General features: G+C 62.7%; 1 protein-coding gene. It reads right to left on the bottom strand.

The window, feature by feature from the left end; translation table 11 throughout:
- Positions 1-2: 2 nt before the first annotated feature.
- Positions 3-18,008 (bottom strand): Ig-like domain-containing protein, encoded by an 18,006-nt coding sequence (locus ACMGGH_RS16025; RefSeq protein WP_232948220.1) that lies wholly within the window; start codon positions 18,006-18,008, stop codon positions 3-5.
- Positions 18,009-18,031 lie beyond the last annotated feature (23 nt).

The following is an 18,031-nucleotide window of genomic DNA, read 5'->3' as shown; positions in this document are numbered from 1 at the left end:
GTTTACGCAATTAACAGCTGATGATTCGCCAGCAGCGTCGCCAGGTCCGTCTGCACGCCGTTCAGCGTCACCAGGGTGGTTGGCGAGAACTGGCCGCCGGTACCGTCCAGATCCACCTGGATTTCGGTATTGCTGCCGTTCTGCACCACACGGACGTAATCGGTGATGTTGCCCGCGCTGCTGTCCAGCGTGGCCACGCCGTTCACGTAGCTCGCCGAGCCCGTGCCGGTATAGCCGCTGCCGGAGAGCAGATCGCGCAGGTCAATACGATCCGTGTCCGCGGTCCCTTCCCAGGTGCCGACGGTGAAGCCGTTCACCACGTCGTGACCGTTACCGCCCGTCGCGTCCGACGCGTTGATCAGCTTGTAGAGCAACGTATCGTGACCGCCGCTGCCGATATTGAAGGTGTCGTTCCCGCCTCGGCCTTCGAACTGGTTATCACCGCTGTTGCCGGTAATGACGTCGTCGAAGTTCGAGCCGTTGATGCCCTCAATGTTGAGCAGTCGTGACGTACCGAACCCGGTGTCCTGCGCGGTAGAGAGACGCAAATCAACGGTTACGCCGGAGGTCGCATTGCGGTAATCCACCACGTCCATCCCGCCGGTGTTGCTCCAGGTGTCGTAGTCGGAATGGGTATTCCAGCCGCCGGAGCCGTTGTAGGTATAGGTGCCATCCTCTGCGATAAAGGTGTCGTTATACCCAGTCCCGGTGAGGGTCCCGCTGTGGCCGCCGGTGGCCGCTTCGGCCGTCAGGACGTAGCCCTCTTTGCCGTTGCCCGCCTCCAGACCGCTCCAGGTGACGTTATCCGACACGCCGTTGGTAATCTTCAGGATCTCGGCCGAATAGGTTTCATTCGGATCCAGCCCGTAGAAGCTCACCAGCGCAGAGGTATCGTTCGAACCAATACCAGACTGGGCGTTGATGATCTGCGACGCCACCAACACGCCCGCGGCGTTGTACAGATTGACCGTGTTGCCGTAATAGGCATTGATGCCCTCGCTGTCGACAATGTGCAGGTGCATCGCGGTACCGTCAGCAATTTTGGCGCTGTTTTGCACCAGCACCACCTTGCCGTTCTGCTGCGACACCAGCAGATCCTTCGCGCCGTCCCAGTTGTAGTCCACTGCCGCCACGCCGGTGGCGTAGGCCAGGCCAGTTTTAAGCTGGCTGGCGGTCCAGCTGGAACCGTAGCCGTTGTTGGTGAACAGGGTTGCCGTCTGTGAACCGCCGTAGGTGCTGAGCTTGACGATGTCCATCTGCCCGTCCCCGTTCCAGTCCACCGCCACCGAGAGATACCCCGCCGTGGCGTTAGAGGCTTCCACCGCGCTCTTGGTGGTCGAGAGCTTCCCGGTACCGTCGTTGTAGTAGATCACCCCGCCGTTGTTGTTGTAGCTGCTGCCCAGGTACAGATCCATGTAGCCATCGCCGTTGAAATCCGCCCACGTCATGGACGCCGCCGTGGTGGTATTCGCGGCGTTTACCACAAACACGTTGGTCAGGTTCTGGCCGATGGAGAGCGTGCCGTTGCCGTTGTTGTTGATCACGGTTAACGAGTACGCGCCGCTGCGGTTGGTGTGCTGGACAATATCCACCGTACCGTCGTTGTTCAGGTCGACGCCGGAGATTTCACGCCCGGAATCGAACTGACCGTAGAAACCGCCCTCCCCGCCGGTGCCGTCCGGCGACAGAACGCCGTTGTTGTTCACCAGGTAGGTCAGTGAGTCCATACCGGCATCGCCGTAAGCCAGATCCAGATAGCCATCGCCGGTTTTATCGTACGCAATCACGCCGCCGTACCAGATGGTGGTCCCCATCGCCAGCTGGCTGGCGTTATAGGTGCTGCCATCGTAGGTCCACATCACCTGAGTAGACCCGGCGTAGGTATTCTCGGTCGCGAAGATATCCTGCGTGCCGTTACGGTCAAAGTCGGCGGCGGTCTGGCTCACCACGTAGTAGCCGCGGGTGTTAGTCAGCGTATTGCCGGCATAGGTCGAGCTATCGCTACTGGAGTAAGCCTGAGTGTTCGCAATGATATTCCACAGACCGCTGCTGTTCATGCCGAGGGTCATGGTGGAGTTGTTGCTGTTCCCCGCCGTGGTTGCCCAGTCGGTATTCACCGTGGTGGTATCAATCACCAGGCTGCCGGTCGCCGTACCGGTGGTATTGCCGTTACCCGCGCTGCTCTTCACCTGCGCCGTCACGCTGTAGCCCGCCACGCTCAGGGCATCGCCGTCCGGGATCTGCAGGTACCAGGTATTGTGATCCGGGTCGACTACCACGGCCCCCCCCGTCTGGGAGGTGTAGGTTTTCCCGTTCACCGTCACCACCAGATACTCGCCATTCACCAGGTCGGCGGAGACGGTACCGCTGACGATTGGGGTGGTATCTGACGTGGTCTGGGCGGTAATCGCCGCCGTGGTGGTCGGGATACTGGTATCAACGTTCAGCACGAAGCCGTCGGATTCCGTGTAGTTACCGGCTTTGTCGGTCACACGCACGATGTACGTGTGGTTGCCATCGCTCAGGCCGTTATCCTGGAAGGACCAGCTTGCGCTGCCGTTCATGGTCACCTGACCGAGCAGAACGCCGTCGCGGTATAGCTGGACGATCTCGCCGTCTTCAGGGGCGCGGTTGAGCGTACCGTTGATCAGCGGTGCGTTATCGTCCGTGGCCACCGTGCTGCCAAAGGTGCCCTGACGCTCGCCTTCACCGTCGGTATAGCTGACCACCGTGCCTACCGTAGCTGGCGGCGTGGTATCCACCGTGACCACCTGAGAGGCGGTGGAGCCGACGTTGCCCGCCTGGTCGATAATCCGCACCTGGTAGGTGTAATCCCCGTCAGGCAGATCGCGGGTATCGGTGTAGGTCCAGCGCTGATTAGTCACCGTGGTGTCAACCCAGGTGTTTCCGCCGTCAAGGCTGATCTGCACCCTCTCGTCGCTCGCCAGCGCGCTGCCCAGCGAGCCGTTGATGGTCAGGGTGGTGTCCATAGTGATGAAATCACTCCCGGACTGGCCGGTATCTTCGCTGATGCTGTCAATGGTGATGCCGTACTGCGGCGCCTGGGTATCTACCGTCACGGTCTGGGTGGTAGTAGCACCAACGTTGCCCGCCTGATCGACTACCCGCACCTGATAGCTGTAATCGCCGTCGGCCAGGGTGCGCGTGTCGTTATAGCGCCACTGGGTACCGCTTACCGTGGCATACACCCAGGTGCTGCCGCCGTCCATGCTCACCTGCACGTACTCACCCGCCCCTAACTCTGCGCCAAGCGTGCCATGCAGGGTGTACGAGGTCGAACTGGTCAGGAAGTCGTTATTGTCGAAGCCAGTATCCACGGTGATGTTATCCACCGTCACCGTAATCGCCGCATCCGGGGCGACCGTATCGACGGTCACCTGCTGATGGGCGCTGGCGCCCACGTTGCCCGCCGCATCCACCACGCGCACGTAGTAGTCATAGGTCTGGTTACCCAGCGTACGTCCGTCCACGTAGTACCAGCTGTTGCCGGTGACGATTACGTTCTGCCAGGTGACGCCGCCGTCGATGCTGATCTGGGCATACTCGCCGTCGGCCAGCGTCGCGCCGAGCGAGCCGTGCAGCGTCAGGGACGTATCGTTGGTGATAAAGTCGCTGCTGCTCAGGCCGGTATCGTCGCTGATGCTGTCGATAGCGATCGTTTTGCTGGCGTCCGGCGCAACCGTATCAATCGTCACGACCTGGCTGGCGGTGGCGCTGATGTTGCCCGCGTCGTCAATCACGCGCAGCTGGTAGTTGTAATCCCCGTCGGCCAGCGTACGACCGTCCACGTAGGTCCAGGTCAGGCCGCTCACGCTGACGTCGGTCCAGGTGACGCCGCCGTCGAGGCTGATCTGCGCGTGGTCGCCGCTGCCCAGCGCCGCGCCGAGCGTCCCTTTCAGGCTGATCTGGTTGTCGCTGGTGATAAAGTCGCTGCCGGACAGGCCGGTATCCTGGGTAACGGAATCCACGGTAATGGTCGTTGCAGCAGGCTTCGTCAGGTCAATCACCACGTCCTGGCTGTCCGTTGCCCCCACGTTACCCGCGCTATCAATCACCCGCACCTGGTACTGATACGTACCGTCCGTCAGGGTGCGGCCATCGGTGTAGCGCCACGTGGTGCCGGTCACCGTCAGGTCAATCCAGGTGGTGCCGCCGTCGAGGCTGATCTGCGCCTTCTCGTTATTGCCGAGCTGCGCGGTCAGGGAGCCGTTGACCACTACCTGCTTATCGTTGGTGATGAAATCCGTCGCGCTCAGGCCGGTGTCGTTTTGCAGCGAATCAATGCTGATGCCCATCGACGGCGCGGTGAGATCGACGGTGACGGTGTGGTTATCGCTGCCGCTGTTGCCGATGGCGTTGCTGACCTGCGCCTTAATCATGTACGAACCGCCGTCTGCCAGCGCGGTGACGTCTGCGCTGCCCACCGTGTAGCTCCAGGTGCCGTCATTCTGCACGGTCGCCGCGTAGGTTTTGCCGTTCAGGGTGATGGTCACCGTCTGGCCCGCAGGCGCGTCGGTGGTGCCGCTGACGACCAGCGGCGTGCCGTGTTCGGCCGCGTTGACGATATCGTCCTGCGCAAAGGTGTTAATGGTGATGGTTGGGACATCGCCGTTCAGCGTCACGTCATGCGTTGCGCTACCCGGGTTGCCCGCCCTGTCGCTTACCGACGCGGTAATGGTGTAATCCCCGTCGCTCAGGCCGAGGAAATCACGCCCCGGCACGAAGACCGACCACGTTCCGTCCGCCCCGACGGTCGCCTGATAGCTGTGCCCGCTGAAGGAAACGGTCACCGTCTGGCCCTGTTCTGCCGTGGTGGTGCCGCGGATGGTCTGACCCGCCAGCTGCTCCGCGTTGTTGACGATATCGTCATCCGCCACGGTACTGATGGTCAGGGTCGGCGCAGCGGTATCCACCGTTAAGGTGTGCGTAGTCTGGCCGCCGTTACCGGCTTTGTCGTTGACCGACGCGGTGACCGTCAGCGCCCCCTGGCTCAGAATAGCCAGATCTGCCGCCGGCACATCGAGCGTCCAGGTGCCGTCGCTGCCCACAAGCGCAGTGTAGGTTTTGCCGCCCAGCGTCACGGTGACGGTCTGGCCCGCCTCCGCGCTGGTCGACCCGTGTACCGTCAGCGGCTGCTGCGCTTCCAGCGCGTTCAGCATGTCGTCACCCGACAGCGTCGCAATGCTCACGACAGGCGCGGTGGTATCCACGCTGATGCCGTGCGTCGCCGAGGCGCTATTGCCCGCGCTATCCTGCGCCGACACGGATACCTGATAGCTCGCGCCATCGGCCAGGGCACCCACGTCTGCGGCCGGAACGGTGGTCGTCCAGCTGCCGTCGTTCTGGATGGTGGCCGTATAGGTCTTGCCGTTCAGCGTCACGGTGACCTGCGTCCCGCTGGCGAACTGGGCGCTGGAGCCGTTAATCACCAGCGAACTACCCGCTTCTGTCGCGTTGATGACGTCGTCACCGCTGAGGGTGTTCACCGTCAGCGCCACGGAAGCCGTATTCACCACCACATCGTGAGTCTGGGTGCTGCTGTTGCCCGCGCTGTCGGTAATGGTCGCGCTAATGGTCACGGTGCCGTCGGTCAGGGCAGAAATCACGCTGGCCGGAACGCCCACGCTCCAGTTGCCGCTGGCGTCAACGGTGGTGGTGTACTGGTTTGAACCGATGGTGATGACCAGCTTATCGCCGACGCTCGCGCCGGTTGCCGTGCCGCTCACGATTTGCGCCTGCCCGTGCTCCACGCTGTTGATGACGTCATCGCCCGCCACAGCCTTAAAGCTGACGGACGGCGGCGTGGTATCAAGCGTAATCGCTTTGCCCGCGCTGCCCGGGTTACCCGCGGCGTCGCTCACGCTGACCTGCACGGTGTAACCGTTATCGGCCAGTGCGGAGAGGTCAGTGCCCGGTACGTTGACGCTCCAGATACCGCCCTGCTGCACCTGAGCGGTATAGCCCTTGCCGCCCAGCGTCACGGTGACCGTCTGCCCGGCTTCCGCCGTGGTGGTGCCGGAGATGGCCACGCCCGCAGCCGCTTCGCTGCCGTTAATCACGTTATCACCTGCCACCGTATCAATCGTCACGGTCGGCGCGGTCGCATCCACGCTGTACTCGCGGCCTGCCGTCGCGCTGTTGCCGTGCACGTTGGTGACGCTCACCTGCACGCTGGCGTCGCCGTCCTTCAGGCCCGCGAGATCCGCGGAAGGCACGGTGGCCGTCCAGTTGCCGTCGGCATCCACTTTCGCGGTGTAGGTTTTGCCGCCGAAGGCGATTGTGACGGTCTGGTTTTCCTCCACGTTCGAGGTGCTGCCCGATAGCACCAGATCCGCGCCTTTCTCCGCCGCGTTAATCACGTCGTCGGTGGCGATCGCATCGATGCTGATCGCCACGGCCGCCAGATCGACGGTGACGTCGTGACTGATGGAGACCGGGTTGCCCGCGCTGCTCTGGCCTGCCACGGTGACGGTCACCGCGCCTGCTGCCAGGGCACCCACGTCTGCGGCCGGGATCGCCGCGCTCCAGGTACCGTTCGCCAGCACGGAGGCCGCATAGGTTTTGCCGTTAACGGTCACGGTGAGCGTGGTGCCCGCCGCCAGCCCGTCGCTGGAACCGGTGACGATCAGGTTCTGTCCGTGCTCGATGCTGTTGATCACATCATCGCCCGCCACGGTATTAATACGCAGTCCCGGCAGGCTGGCGTCTATAACGATTTCGCGCTCGCCCGCGCCGGTATTACCGTGGCCGTTGGTGACGGTCGCCGACACAGTCAAATCGCCGTTGCCCAGCGCCGTCAGGACGGACTCCGACACGCTCACGGACCAGGTCAGATCGCTCTGCACCGTCGCGGTGTAGCTGTTGCCGCCGATGTTCACCGTCACCGTGTTACCGGCTTCCGCGTTCGCCACCTTACCGGTGATGGTCTGGCCTGCCGCCACTTCTGCCGCGTTGATGACGTTATCACCCGCCACGGTGTTGATGGTGACGGTCGGCAGCGCGGTGTCGACCAGCAGGTTCGCCGTATTGCTGACGCTATTGCCCACGCCGTTGGTCGCGGCTGCGCTCAGGGTGTAATTCGCTTCGCCCAGACCCGCCAGATCCGCCGTCGGAACCGTCAGGCTCCAGGTGCCGTCTGCGGCGGTCGTTGCAGTGTAGCTTTTTCCGTTGAGGGTCACGGTCACGAGGGTGCCTTCCGCGAGGTTGGCGCTGGTGCCGCTGACGCTTAGTTCCTGACCTTTTTCCACCGCGTTCAGGACGTTATCGCCGCTGATGGCGTTAAAGCCCACGGACGGCAGCCCGGTGTCCACGGTGACGTTATGGCTGCCGCTGCCGGTGTTGCCCGCCGCGTCGGTAACAGACGCAATGACGGTCACGGTGCCGTCGCTGAGGCCGGAAATCACGCTGGCCGGGACGCCCACGCTCCAGTTACCTGCTGCGTCCAGCACGGTGGTGTAAGTCTGGCCGCCGATGGTCACGGTGACCTTATCGCCCGCTGCCGCGCCGGTGGCGGTGCCGCTGATAATCTGCGCCTGACCGTGCTCGGCGACGTTAATCACGTCGTCGCCCGCCACGGCGTTGATGGTGACTGCAGGGACGGTCACGTCCACCGTCAGGTTATGGTTTACGGATGCCGGGTTGCCCGCCTTGTCACTGACCGATGCGGTAACGGTGACGCTGCCGTCGCTGAGCGACGCCAGATCCGCCGCCGGAACGTCCAGCGTCCAGCTGCCGTCCGCGCCGACGGTTGTGGTGTAGTCCTTGCCGTTCAGCGACACGGTCACGGTCTGGCCCGCTTCGGCGGTGCTGGTGCCGGAAACCGTCAGGTCAGACTGCGCTTCCGTGGCGTTCAGGATGTCGTCAGTCGCCATCGTATTAATGGTGACGGATGGCGCAGTGGCATCCACGCTGTACTCGCGGCCCGCCGAGGCGCTGTTACCGTTCACGTTGGTGACGCTCACCTGCACGCTGGCGTCGCCGTCCTTGAGGCCCGCCAGATCCGCAGCCGGCACGGTATAGGTCCAGTTGCCGTCTGCTTCTACGGTAGTGGTGTAGATTTTACCGTTCAGGCTCAGGGTGACGGTCTGCCCGGCTTCCACGTTGGTGGTCGCGCCGGACAGCACCAGATCCGCCCCTTTCTCCGCCGCGTTGATCACGTCGTCGGTGGCAATGGCGTTGATGCTGATGGCAACGGTAGCCAGATCGACGGTCACGTCGTGACTGATGGTAATCGGGTTACCCGCCGCGCTGTCGCCGGTGACGCTGATTTTTACTGTGCCTTCCGGCCACGCGCTCACGTCCGCAGACGGAACCGCCGCGCTCCAGGTGCCGTCCGCCAGCACCGTCGCCGCATAGTCTTTGCCGTTCACGGTAACGGTCAGCGCCGCGCCTGCCGCCAGCCCGTCGCTGGAGCCGGAAACGATCAGGTTCTGCGCATGCTCAATGCTGTTGACCACGTCGTCGCCCGCCACGGTGTTCACGCGCAGGCCCGGCAGGTTAGCGTCTATCGCGATCTCACGCTCGCCGCTGCCGGTGTTGCCGTGGCCGTTGGTGACGGTTGCCGTCACGCTCAGACTGCCGTTGCCGAGTGCGGTCAGCACATCAGACGGCACGTTCACGGACCAGCTCAGATCGTTCTGCACCGTTGCGGTATAGCTGTTGCCGCCAATGGTCACGGTTACGGTGTTGCCCGCTTCGGCATTCGCCACGGTACCGCTCAGGGTCTGGCCTGCCGCCACTTCCGCCGCGTTGATAACGTTATCGCCCGCCACGGTGTTGATGGTGACGGTCGGCAGCGCGGTGTCGACCAGCAGGTTCGCAGCGCTGCTCACGCTGTTGCCCACCCCGTTGGTGGCGGTCGCATTGAGGGTGTAACTGGCCTGACCGAGACCGGCCAGATCCGCAGCCGGAACCGTCAGGCTCCAGGTGCCGTCCGCCGCCGTCGTTGCGGTGTAGTTTTTACCGTTCAGGGTCACGGTTACCACGGTGCCTTCCGCCAGGTTGGCGCTGGTGCCGCTGACGCTCAGATCCTGACCTTTTTCCACCGCATTCAGAACGTTATCGCCGCTGATGGCGTTAAAGCCCACGGACGGCAGCCCGGTGTCCACGGTGACGTTATGGTTGCCGCTGCCGGTGTTGCCCGCCGCGTCGGTAACAGATGCAGTGACGGTCACGGTGCCGTCGCTGAGACCGGAAATCACGCTGGCCGGAACGCCCACGCTCCAGTTCCCCGCCGCGTCCAGCACGGTAGTGTACGTCTGGCCGCCAATCGTGACGGTGACCTTATCGCCCGCTGCTGCGCCGGTGGCGGTGCCGCTGATAATCTGCGCCTGACCGTGCTCGGCGACGTTAATCACGTCGTCGCCCGCCACGGCGTTGATGGTGACCGCAGGTACGGTCACGTCCACCGTCAGGTTATGGTTTACGGATGCCGGGTTGCCCGCCTTGTCGCTTACGCTCGCGGTCACGGTGACGCTGCCGTCGCTGAGCGACGCCAGATCCGCTGCCGGAACGTTCAGCGTCCAGCTGCCGTCCGCGCTGACGGTTGTGGTGTAGTCCTTGCCGTTCAGCGACACGGTCACGGTCTGGCCCGCTTCGGCGGTGCTGGTGCCGGAAACCGTCAGGTCAGACTGCGCTTCCGTGGCGTTCAGGATGTCGTCAGTCGCAATAGTATTAATGGTGACGGATGGCGCGGTGGCATCCACGCTGTACTCGCGGCCCGCCGAGGCGCTGTTGCCGTTGACGTTGGTGACGCTTACCTGCACGCTGGCGTCACCGTCCTTCAGGCCCGCCAGATCCGCAGCCGGCACCGTGGCGGTCCACTTACCCGCCGCGTCCACCGTGGCGGTGTAGTTCTTGCCGCCGAAGGTGATGGTGACGGTTTGATTTTCCTCCACGTTTGAGGTGGTGCCGGAGAGCACCAGATCCGCCCCTTTCTCCGCCGCGTTAATCACGTCGTCGGTGGCAATGGCGTCGATGCTGATAGCGACGTTCGCCAGATCCACCGTCACATCGTGGCTGATGGAAACCGGATTGCCCGCGCTGCTCTGGCCCTCAACGGTCACGGTGACCGTGCCCGCTGCCAGGGCACTTACGTCCGCAGAAGGGAGAGCCGCGCTCCATGTACCATCCGCCAGTACCGTCGCGGGATAGGTTTTGCCGTTGACGGTAACGGTCAGCGCCGTGCCTGCGCTCAGACCATTGCTGGAACCGGTAATAATCAGGTTCTGTCCGTGTTCGATGCTGTTGATCACGTCGTCGCCCGCCACGGTGTCCACGCGCAGGCCCGGCAGGCTGGCGTCTATCGCGATCTCACGCTCGCCGCTGCCGCTGTTGCCCACGCCGTTCGTCACGCTGGCGGTTACAGTCAGATCGCCGTTGCCCAGCGCCGTCAGGACCGATTCCGGTACATCGACGGACCAGGTCAGATCGCTCTGTACCGTTGCGGTGTAGCTGTTGCCGCCAATCGTTACGGTCACGGTGTTGCCCGCCTCGGCATTCACCACCTTACCGCTAATGGTCTGGCCAGCAGCCAGCTCCGCCGCGTTAATCACGTCGTCACCGGCGACGGTGTTGATAATCACCCCCGGCAGAACGGACTCCACGTTGACGGTGTGCGAGGTGCTGGTGCCGTTGCCGACGCTGTCCGTTGCCGAGGCAGTGACGGTGTAAAGCGCTTCACCCAACTGACCCACTTCGCTCGCCGGAACCGTCGTGGACCATTTACCGTTGGCCTCAACCGTGGCGCTGTAGGCTTTGCCGTTGAGCATCACGGTCACCACCGCGCCCGCCGCCAGTCCGGAAGCCGTACCGGTGATGGTCAGATCCTGCGTTTTCTCGCTGCTGTTGATCACATCGTCACCGGAGACGGTGTCGATGGTCAGCACCGGCGCGCTCAGGTTGACTTCCACCTCGCGCGTCGCGCTGTTGCTGTTTCCGGCTTTGTCGGTCAGCGCCGCGGTGATGGTGTAATCCCCGGCGGTCAGGGCACCGACGTCCGCCGCAGGCACGCCCACGCTCCAGTTGCCGGACGCATCCAGCGTCGCCGTGTAATCTTTGTTATTGATGGTGACGGTCACCACGTCGCCCGCCGCCGCGCCGGTCACTGAGCCGGTGACGATCAGAGCCTGCCCGTGCTCGGCGCTGTTGATCACGTCGTCATCGGAAACGGTGTTGATGGTCAGCTGTGGCACGGTGGTATCGACCAGCACATCGCGAGCCGCGGAGGCCGGGTTGCCCGCTTTGTCCGACACGGCGGCGCTGACGGTATAGTTCCCGTCGGTAATCGCGCCCAGATCCGCAGAAGGCACGGTCACGCTCCAGCTGCCGTTTGCCTGCACGATGGTGGTGTAATCCACGCCGTTCAGCGTGACGGTCACGGTCTGGCCCGCTTCGGCGTTAGAGACGCCGTTGATGACCAGATCCTGCTGCGCTTCGGCGGCATTGATGATGTTGTTGTCGCTGACGATTTCGATGGAGACCGTCGGCGCGGTGGCGTCTATGCCATACTCGCGTCCCGCCGAGGCGCTGTTGCCGTTCACGTTGGTGACGCTCACCTGCACGCTGGCGTCGCCATCCTTCAGGCCAGCCAGATCTGCCGACGGCAAGGTCGCCGTCCAGTTGCCGCTGGCATCCACTTTCGCCGTGTAGGACTTGCCGCCGAACGTGATGTAAACCGTCTGGTTCTCTTCCACGTTGCTGGTGGAACCTGAAAGCACCAAATCTGCGCCTTTTTCTGACGCATTAATCACGTCGTCGGTAGCAATCGCGTCAATGCTGATAGCAACCGTCGCCAGATCGACCTTCACGTCGTGGCTGATGGAGACCGGGTTGCCTGCCGCGCTATTTCCCTCGACCTTCACGGTGACCGTGCCTGCGCTGAGCGCGCTGACGTCTGCCGCCGGAATGGCCGCCGTCCAGGTACCGTCTGCCAGCACCGTGGCCGCGTAGGTTTTGCCGTTGACGATCACGCTCAGCGCCGCGCCCGCTGCCAGGCCGTCGCTGGAGCCGGTAATAATCAGGTTCTGCGCATGCTCAATGCTGTTAATCACGTCGTCGCCCGCCACGGTATCGACGCGCAGGCCCGGCAGATTGGCGTCGATGGTGATGTCGCGCTCGCCGAAGCCGGTGTTGCCGTGGCCGTTAGTGACGCTGGCTGACACCGTCAGATCGCCGTTACCGATAGCGGTTAAGACCGCGGAAGGCACGTTGACCGACCAGCTCAGATCGTCCTGAACCGTCGCGGTATACGTATTGCCGCCGATTGAAAGGGTGACAGTGTCACCGCTCGCCGCGCCGCTCACCTTCCCGCTCAGGGTTTGTCCGGAAGCGACTTCCGCCGCGTTAATCACGTCATCGATGGCGATTGCGTTAATGGTGACCTGCGGCAACGCGCTGTCGACCAGCACGCTATGGCTGGCGTTCGCGCCGTTGCCTGCGCTATCGGTCACGCTTGCCGTGACGGTATAGCTCGCTTCGCCCAGCGCAGTGACGTTCGCCGCCGGAACGGTCACGCTCCAGCCGCCGCTGGCGTTGGTGGTCGCGGCGTAGCTGATGCCGTTCAGGATCACCGTAATGGCTGTACCTTCCGGCTGGTTGCTGGTGCCCGAAATCAGCAGATCCTGGCCTTTCTCGACCGCGTTAATCACGTCGTCAAGCGCCAGGGTATTGATGGCAATCTCCGGCGCAGCCAGGGAGACGTCAAATTCATGCGTGGCGGTAGTGCTGTTACCCGCTTTGTCGGTGAGGGTCGCGGAAATCGTCTGCTCGCCGTTAGCCAGCGCGCCCACGTCTGCCGCCGGAACGCCCACGCTCCAGCTTCCGGACGCGTCCAGCATCGCGGTGTAGTCTTTGCCGTTCAGGGTGACGGTAATGACGTCACCCGCCTGCGCGCCCGTGACCTTGCCGGAGACGATCAGCGCCTGGCCGTGCTCGGCAATATTCACGATGTCGTCGCCCGCAACGATGTTAAAACTAATCTGCGGCACGGTGGTATCCACGAGCACGGAGGCGTCCGCGCTGGCCGGGTTGCCCGCTTTGTCGGATACGGAAGCCGTGACCGTGGCGTTACCGTCGGTGATGCCCGCCAGATCGGCTGACGGCACGTCCAGCGTCCAGCTACCGTCGGCCTGCACCTGCGCGGTGTACTGGTTGCCGTTGAAGGTTACGGTGACCGTCTGGCCTGCTTCGGCAGTGGACGTTCCGCTCAGGGTCAGATCCTGCGCTGCCTCAGCCGCGTTCAGCATGTTGTCGCCGCTGATGGTATTGATGGTCACCGTTGGCGCGGCGGTATCGACGCTGAACTCCTGCGCAGACGACGCCGCGTTACCGTTCACGTTGCTCACGCTGACCTGCACGCTGGCGTCGCCGTCCTTCAGGCCGCTCAAATCGGCTGCCGGTACGGTGTACGTCCAGTCGCCGTTGGCGTTCACCGTCGTGGTGTAGGTTTTACCCGCAAAGGTGATGGTGACGGTCTGGCCCGCTTCTACGTTCGCGGAGGAGCCGGAAAGCACCAGATCCTGACCTTTTTCTGCCGCGTTGAGCACGTTGTCCGCGGTCACGCTGTTGATGCTGACGGCGACCGGCGCGAGATCGACGTCCACGATGGTGCCGATAGTCACCGGGTTGCCGGAAGGATCCTGCGCGCTTGCCTTGATATCCAGCGAACCGTCCGCCCACTGGGACACGTCCGCTGCCGGAACCGCCGCCTGCCAGGTACCGTCCGCCAGTACGGTTGCGGAATAGATCTTACCGTTAATGGTCACCGTGACGGTGCTGCCCGCTGCCAGATCGGTGCTTGAACCGGAAACAATCAGGTTCTGAGCGTGCTCGATGACGTTAATGACATCATCACCCGCCACGGTATCAATACGCAGGCCCGGCAGTTGGGCGTCGATGGTGAAGTCCAGCGAAGACGAACCGGTGTTGCCGTGCGCGTTGGTGACGCTGGCCGATACGGTCAGTTCGCCGTTGCCGAGCGCGGTTAACTGGCTCTCGGTTAACGGCAGACTCCATGAGAGATCGTCCTGCACGGTAGCGGTGTATGTTTGACCGCCGAGGATAATCGTGACGGTATCGCCCGATGCCGCGTTAGAGACCTTCCCGGTCAGGGTTTGCCCTGCGGTGACTTCCGCCGCGTTGACGATATTGTCGGTCGCGAAAGTGTTGATAGTGACTACCGGCAACGCGCTGTCCACCAGCACATCGTGCGAGGTTGAGGCGCTGTTGCCCACATTATCGGTAATGCTCGCCGTCACGGTGTAATTGGCTTCGCCCAGCGCGCTCACCGCAGAGGCGGGCACGGTGACGCTCCAGCTGCCGCTGGCGTTAGTGGTGGTGGTGTAGTTGATACCGTTCAGGTTTACGGTGATGGTGGTCCCTTCCGGCTGGTTGCTGGTACCGGAAAGCAGCAGATCTTCGCCCTTCTCTGCCGCATTGATCACGTCATCTACGGCCAGGGTGTTAATACCGATAACAGGCGTCACGGTATTCACCACCACATCCAGAGAACTGCTGCCGGTGTTGCCGGAGCGATCGGTCACGGAGACGTTAATGGTCCAGGTGCCGTCCGTCAGCCCCTGAACGACGGATGCAGGCAGGCCGAGGCTCCAGTTGCCCGCCGCGTCCACCGCGGTGGTGTAGTCCACGTTGTTAATAGTGATGGTGACCAAATCGCCCGCCGCCGCGCCGGTGACGGAGCCGCTCAGGATCTGCGCCTGAGAATGGGCCTGCTGGTTAACGGTGTTGGTGTCGGTGACAAAGTCATTAATGGTCACCTGCGGCACGGTGGCATCCACCAGACCAACGCGGTCCGCACTGCTGCTGTTACCTGCCACGTCGCTGACGGAGGCCGTCACGGTGACAGTGCCGTCTGCCAGCGCGCCAACGTCGGCGGCAGGCACGTTCAGCGTCCAGGTGCCGTCAGCTTGCACGGTAGTTTGATAGTTTTTGCCGTTCAGCGTCACGGTGACCGTCTGGCCCGCTTCAGCGGTTGTGCTGCCGCTGAGCACCAGATCCTGCTGCGCTTCTGCCGCATTGATGATGTTGTCGTCGGTCAGATTATCGAGCGTAATGGCCGGCGGTTGCGTATCGACGGTCACCACGCGTGAGGCGTCCGCGCTGTTGCCGCTGACGTTAGTCACGCTAACGCTTACCTGCGCCCGCCCGTCAATCAGCGTTTCCATGGCGTTCGCCGGGACGGTCAGGCTCCATGAGCCATCCTGCTGCACCTGCGCGGTAAAAGTCTGGTCGGCAAATTTCACCACCACGGTTTGCCCCGCTTCCACGCCCTGCGTCTGGCCGGAAAGGGTTAAATCGCTCCCTTTTTCTGCCGCGTTCAGCAGGTCATCACCGGAGACGGTATCAATGGTGACCGCCAAGGCGTTGAGATCGAGTTCAATCGGGTGTTCAGCCGCAACGGTGTTGCCCCAGGCATCTTCTGCGCTGACGCTGACCGTCATACCTCCGGCCGTCCAGGCCTGCAGATCCGCAGCAGGAACGCCAATGCTCCAGCCGCCGCTGGCGGTCACCACGGCCTGATATTCGACGTTGTTGATGGTGACGACAATCGGCGTACCTGCGGCCAGATGGGTGCTGGCGCCGGTGACGGTCAGGTCCTGCTGTTGCTCGATGGCGTTGATCACGTCATCGCCGGAAATGGTGTTTACGCGCAGACCCGGCAGTTCCGCGTTGATATTGATATCGCGCTCGCCGGTGCCCGTATTACCGTGCCCGTTGGTCACGGAGGCGGTAAAGGTCAAATCCCCGTCGCCGAACGCCTGAAGATCCGCTGAAGGGATTGTGACCTTCCAGGTCAGATCGCTGCCCACCGTGGCGCTGTAACTCTTACCGCCAACGGTAACAGACACCATATCGCCCGCCGCCGCGCCGGTAACGCGGCCACTGAGGGTTTGGTCCACTCCCGCTTCGGCGTTATTAACCAGGTTATCCCCCGCAAAGGTGTTAATGATCACCTTCGGCAGCACGGTATCGACCAGCAGATTCGCCTCTGCGGAGCCGCTGTTACCCACGCTGTCGGTGCCGCTGACGCTGACGCTATAGAGGGTGTTCGCCAGATTCAGGACGTCGGATACCGGCACCTGAACCGCCCAGATACCGTTTTCGACGGTCGCCTGATAGTTGACGTTGTTCAGCGTCACGGTAACGGCGCTGCCGTCCGGCAGGTTGCTGGTGCCGCTCAGGCTCAGCGGCTGCATCGCCTCCCGGGCATTCAGCACGTTGTCCTGGCTGATGGCGTCAATCGTAAATTCCGGCGGGTTGCCGCTCAGCGAAATGCCGTGCGTGGCGCTACCGGTGTTCCCCGCTGCGTCGGTGACGGAGACGGCAATGGTGTGGTTGCCCTCACCCAGCGCGCCGACGACGGAGGCAGGAACGCCCACGCTCCAGCTGCCGTCTGCCTGTACGACGCCGGTGAAGGTCTGGCCGCCAACGGTCACGGTGACGACATCGCCTGCCGCCGCGCCGCTCGCCTGCCCGGAAATAATCTGCGCCTGGCCCTGCTCGCTGGTGTTGAGGATATCGTCGCCCGCGACGGTGTTGATGGTGACGACCGGCGCGTTGGTATCTACCGTGAAATCCGCGGTCACGGACGAGCCGTTGCCTGCTTTGTCGCTGACGTTCACCGTCAGGGTGTGGTGACCCTCATTAAGGGCCTGCACCTCGCTGGCCGCCAGCGTGACGGACCAGGTACCGTCGCTGCCCACCGTGGCGTTATAATTTTTGCCGTTCAGCGTCACCGTCACAATCTGCCCGGCTTCCGCGTTGGTTTTACCACTCAGCGTCAGCGGCTGGTTGTGCTCAGCGGCATTAATGATGTTGTCCTGCGCGAGCGTATCGACGGAGAGCGTTGGCGCAGCGGTATCCACGCCAATCGTCTGGCTTCCGCTCACGGTGTTACCCGCCGCGTCTTTGCCGCTGACGCTAACGGTCCAGGTACCGTCGCTGAGCGCCTGCGCGTCTGCCGCAGGCACGTTAACGCTCCACGCGCCGTCTGCTCCCACCTGAGCGGTGTAGGTTTTGCCGTTCAGCGTTACGGAAACGTCGGTTCCCTGCGCCAGATGCTGGCTGCTGCCGGACAGCGTAAAGCCTGCGGACTGTTCGCTGGCGTTAATCACGTTGTCACCCGCCGTTGTCGCCAGCGAAAGCGTGGCCTCGGACGTAGAAACGGTCACGGTGATGTTGCCCGCTGACGTGGTTTTACTGCCGTCGATCTGCACCACCGACCAGGTGTGCTCTCCGTCGGCCTGGGTCGGGAGTTTTACCGTCCAGGTGCCGTCTTTACCGACCATCGCGCTGGCGATGGTGCTGCCGCTGCCGTCTTTAATCTGGATGGTCGCGCCCGGCTGACCGGTACCGCTGAAGGTCGGCGCGTTATCGTCCGTGAGGGCGTTTGCGCTCAGCACTCCCTGCTTGTCGCCCACCTTGTCCGACAGCAGGAAGGTCGGCGTGGCGCTTTCCACTTCTTTGGTGTTATCAATGACTTTCGTTTTGGTTTCGCCGTCACCGCCGTGGGCCAGCAGTGCGCCGATAGCACCGCCGCCTAATGCCGCCCCTGCAATCCAGCCCCACGGGGCATCGCTCAGGGCGCTTCCCTGCTCCAGGAAGGGTTCAATGCTGCTAATGGGTGTGGCCTGCGCGGTTAATTCAGTAGCGGCAACGCCTGACGCTTCCCCGGCATCGGCAAAAGAGAGATGAGTCAGTTCCTGCCCGTCGTTGAACACCAGCTCTGACTGATGTTGGGTTTCAGGATCTTCAACAAAATAGTTATTGCAGCGAATAACGCTGCCGTCCTTCATATAAATGAGAAGGTCTTTACCCTGGCGGACATAACGTATCACGTCCTGAGCAGAGCCCTGAATTTCAATCACGCTCGGCGATGAAATAGAGACCGACAGATTTCCTTCGCCGGTTAATTTCGTTTTCTCCGCCGTTTTGCGAATGATGACATCAACAACCTTTACGTTACTCATATTCCTCTCCTTGCAGGTGTACG

The sequence above is a fragment of the Enterobacter sp. BNK-16 genome (genome assembly GCF_048684955.1).
GTDB classification, from domain to species: Bacteria; Pseudomonadota; Gammaproteobacteria; order Enterobacterales; family Enterobacteriaceae; genus Enterobacter; species Enterobacter bugandensis.
Note: the sequence above shows the minus strand (reverse complement) of the source record. Positions and strands in the feature narration are given on the sequence as shown.

Coding starts and splice junctions, on each gene's coding strand:
- ACMGGH_RS16025 (WP_232948220.1), bottom strand. CDS start 18,008: ATGAGTAACGTAAAGGTTGTTGATGTCATCATTCGCAAAACGGCGGAG.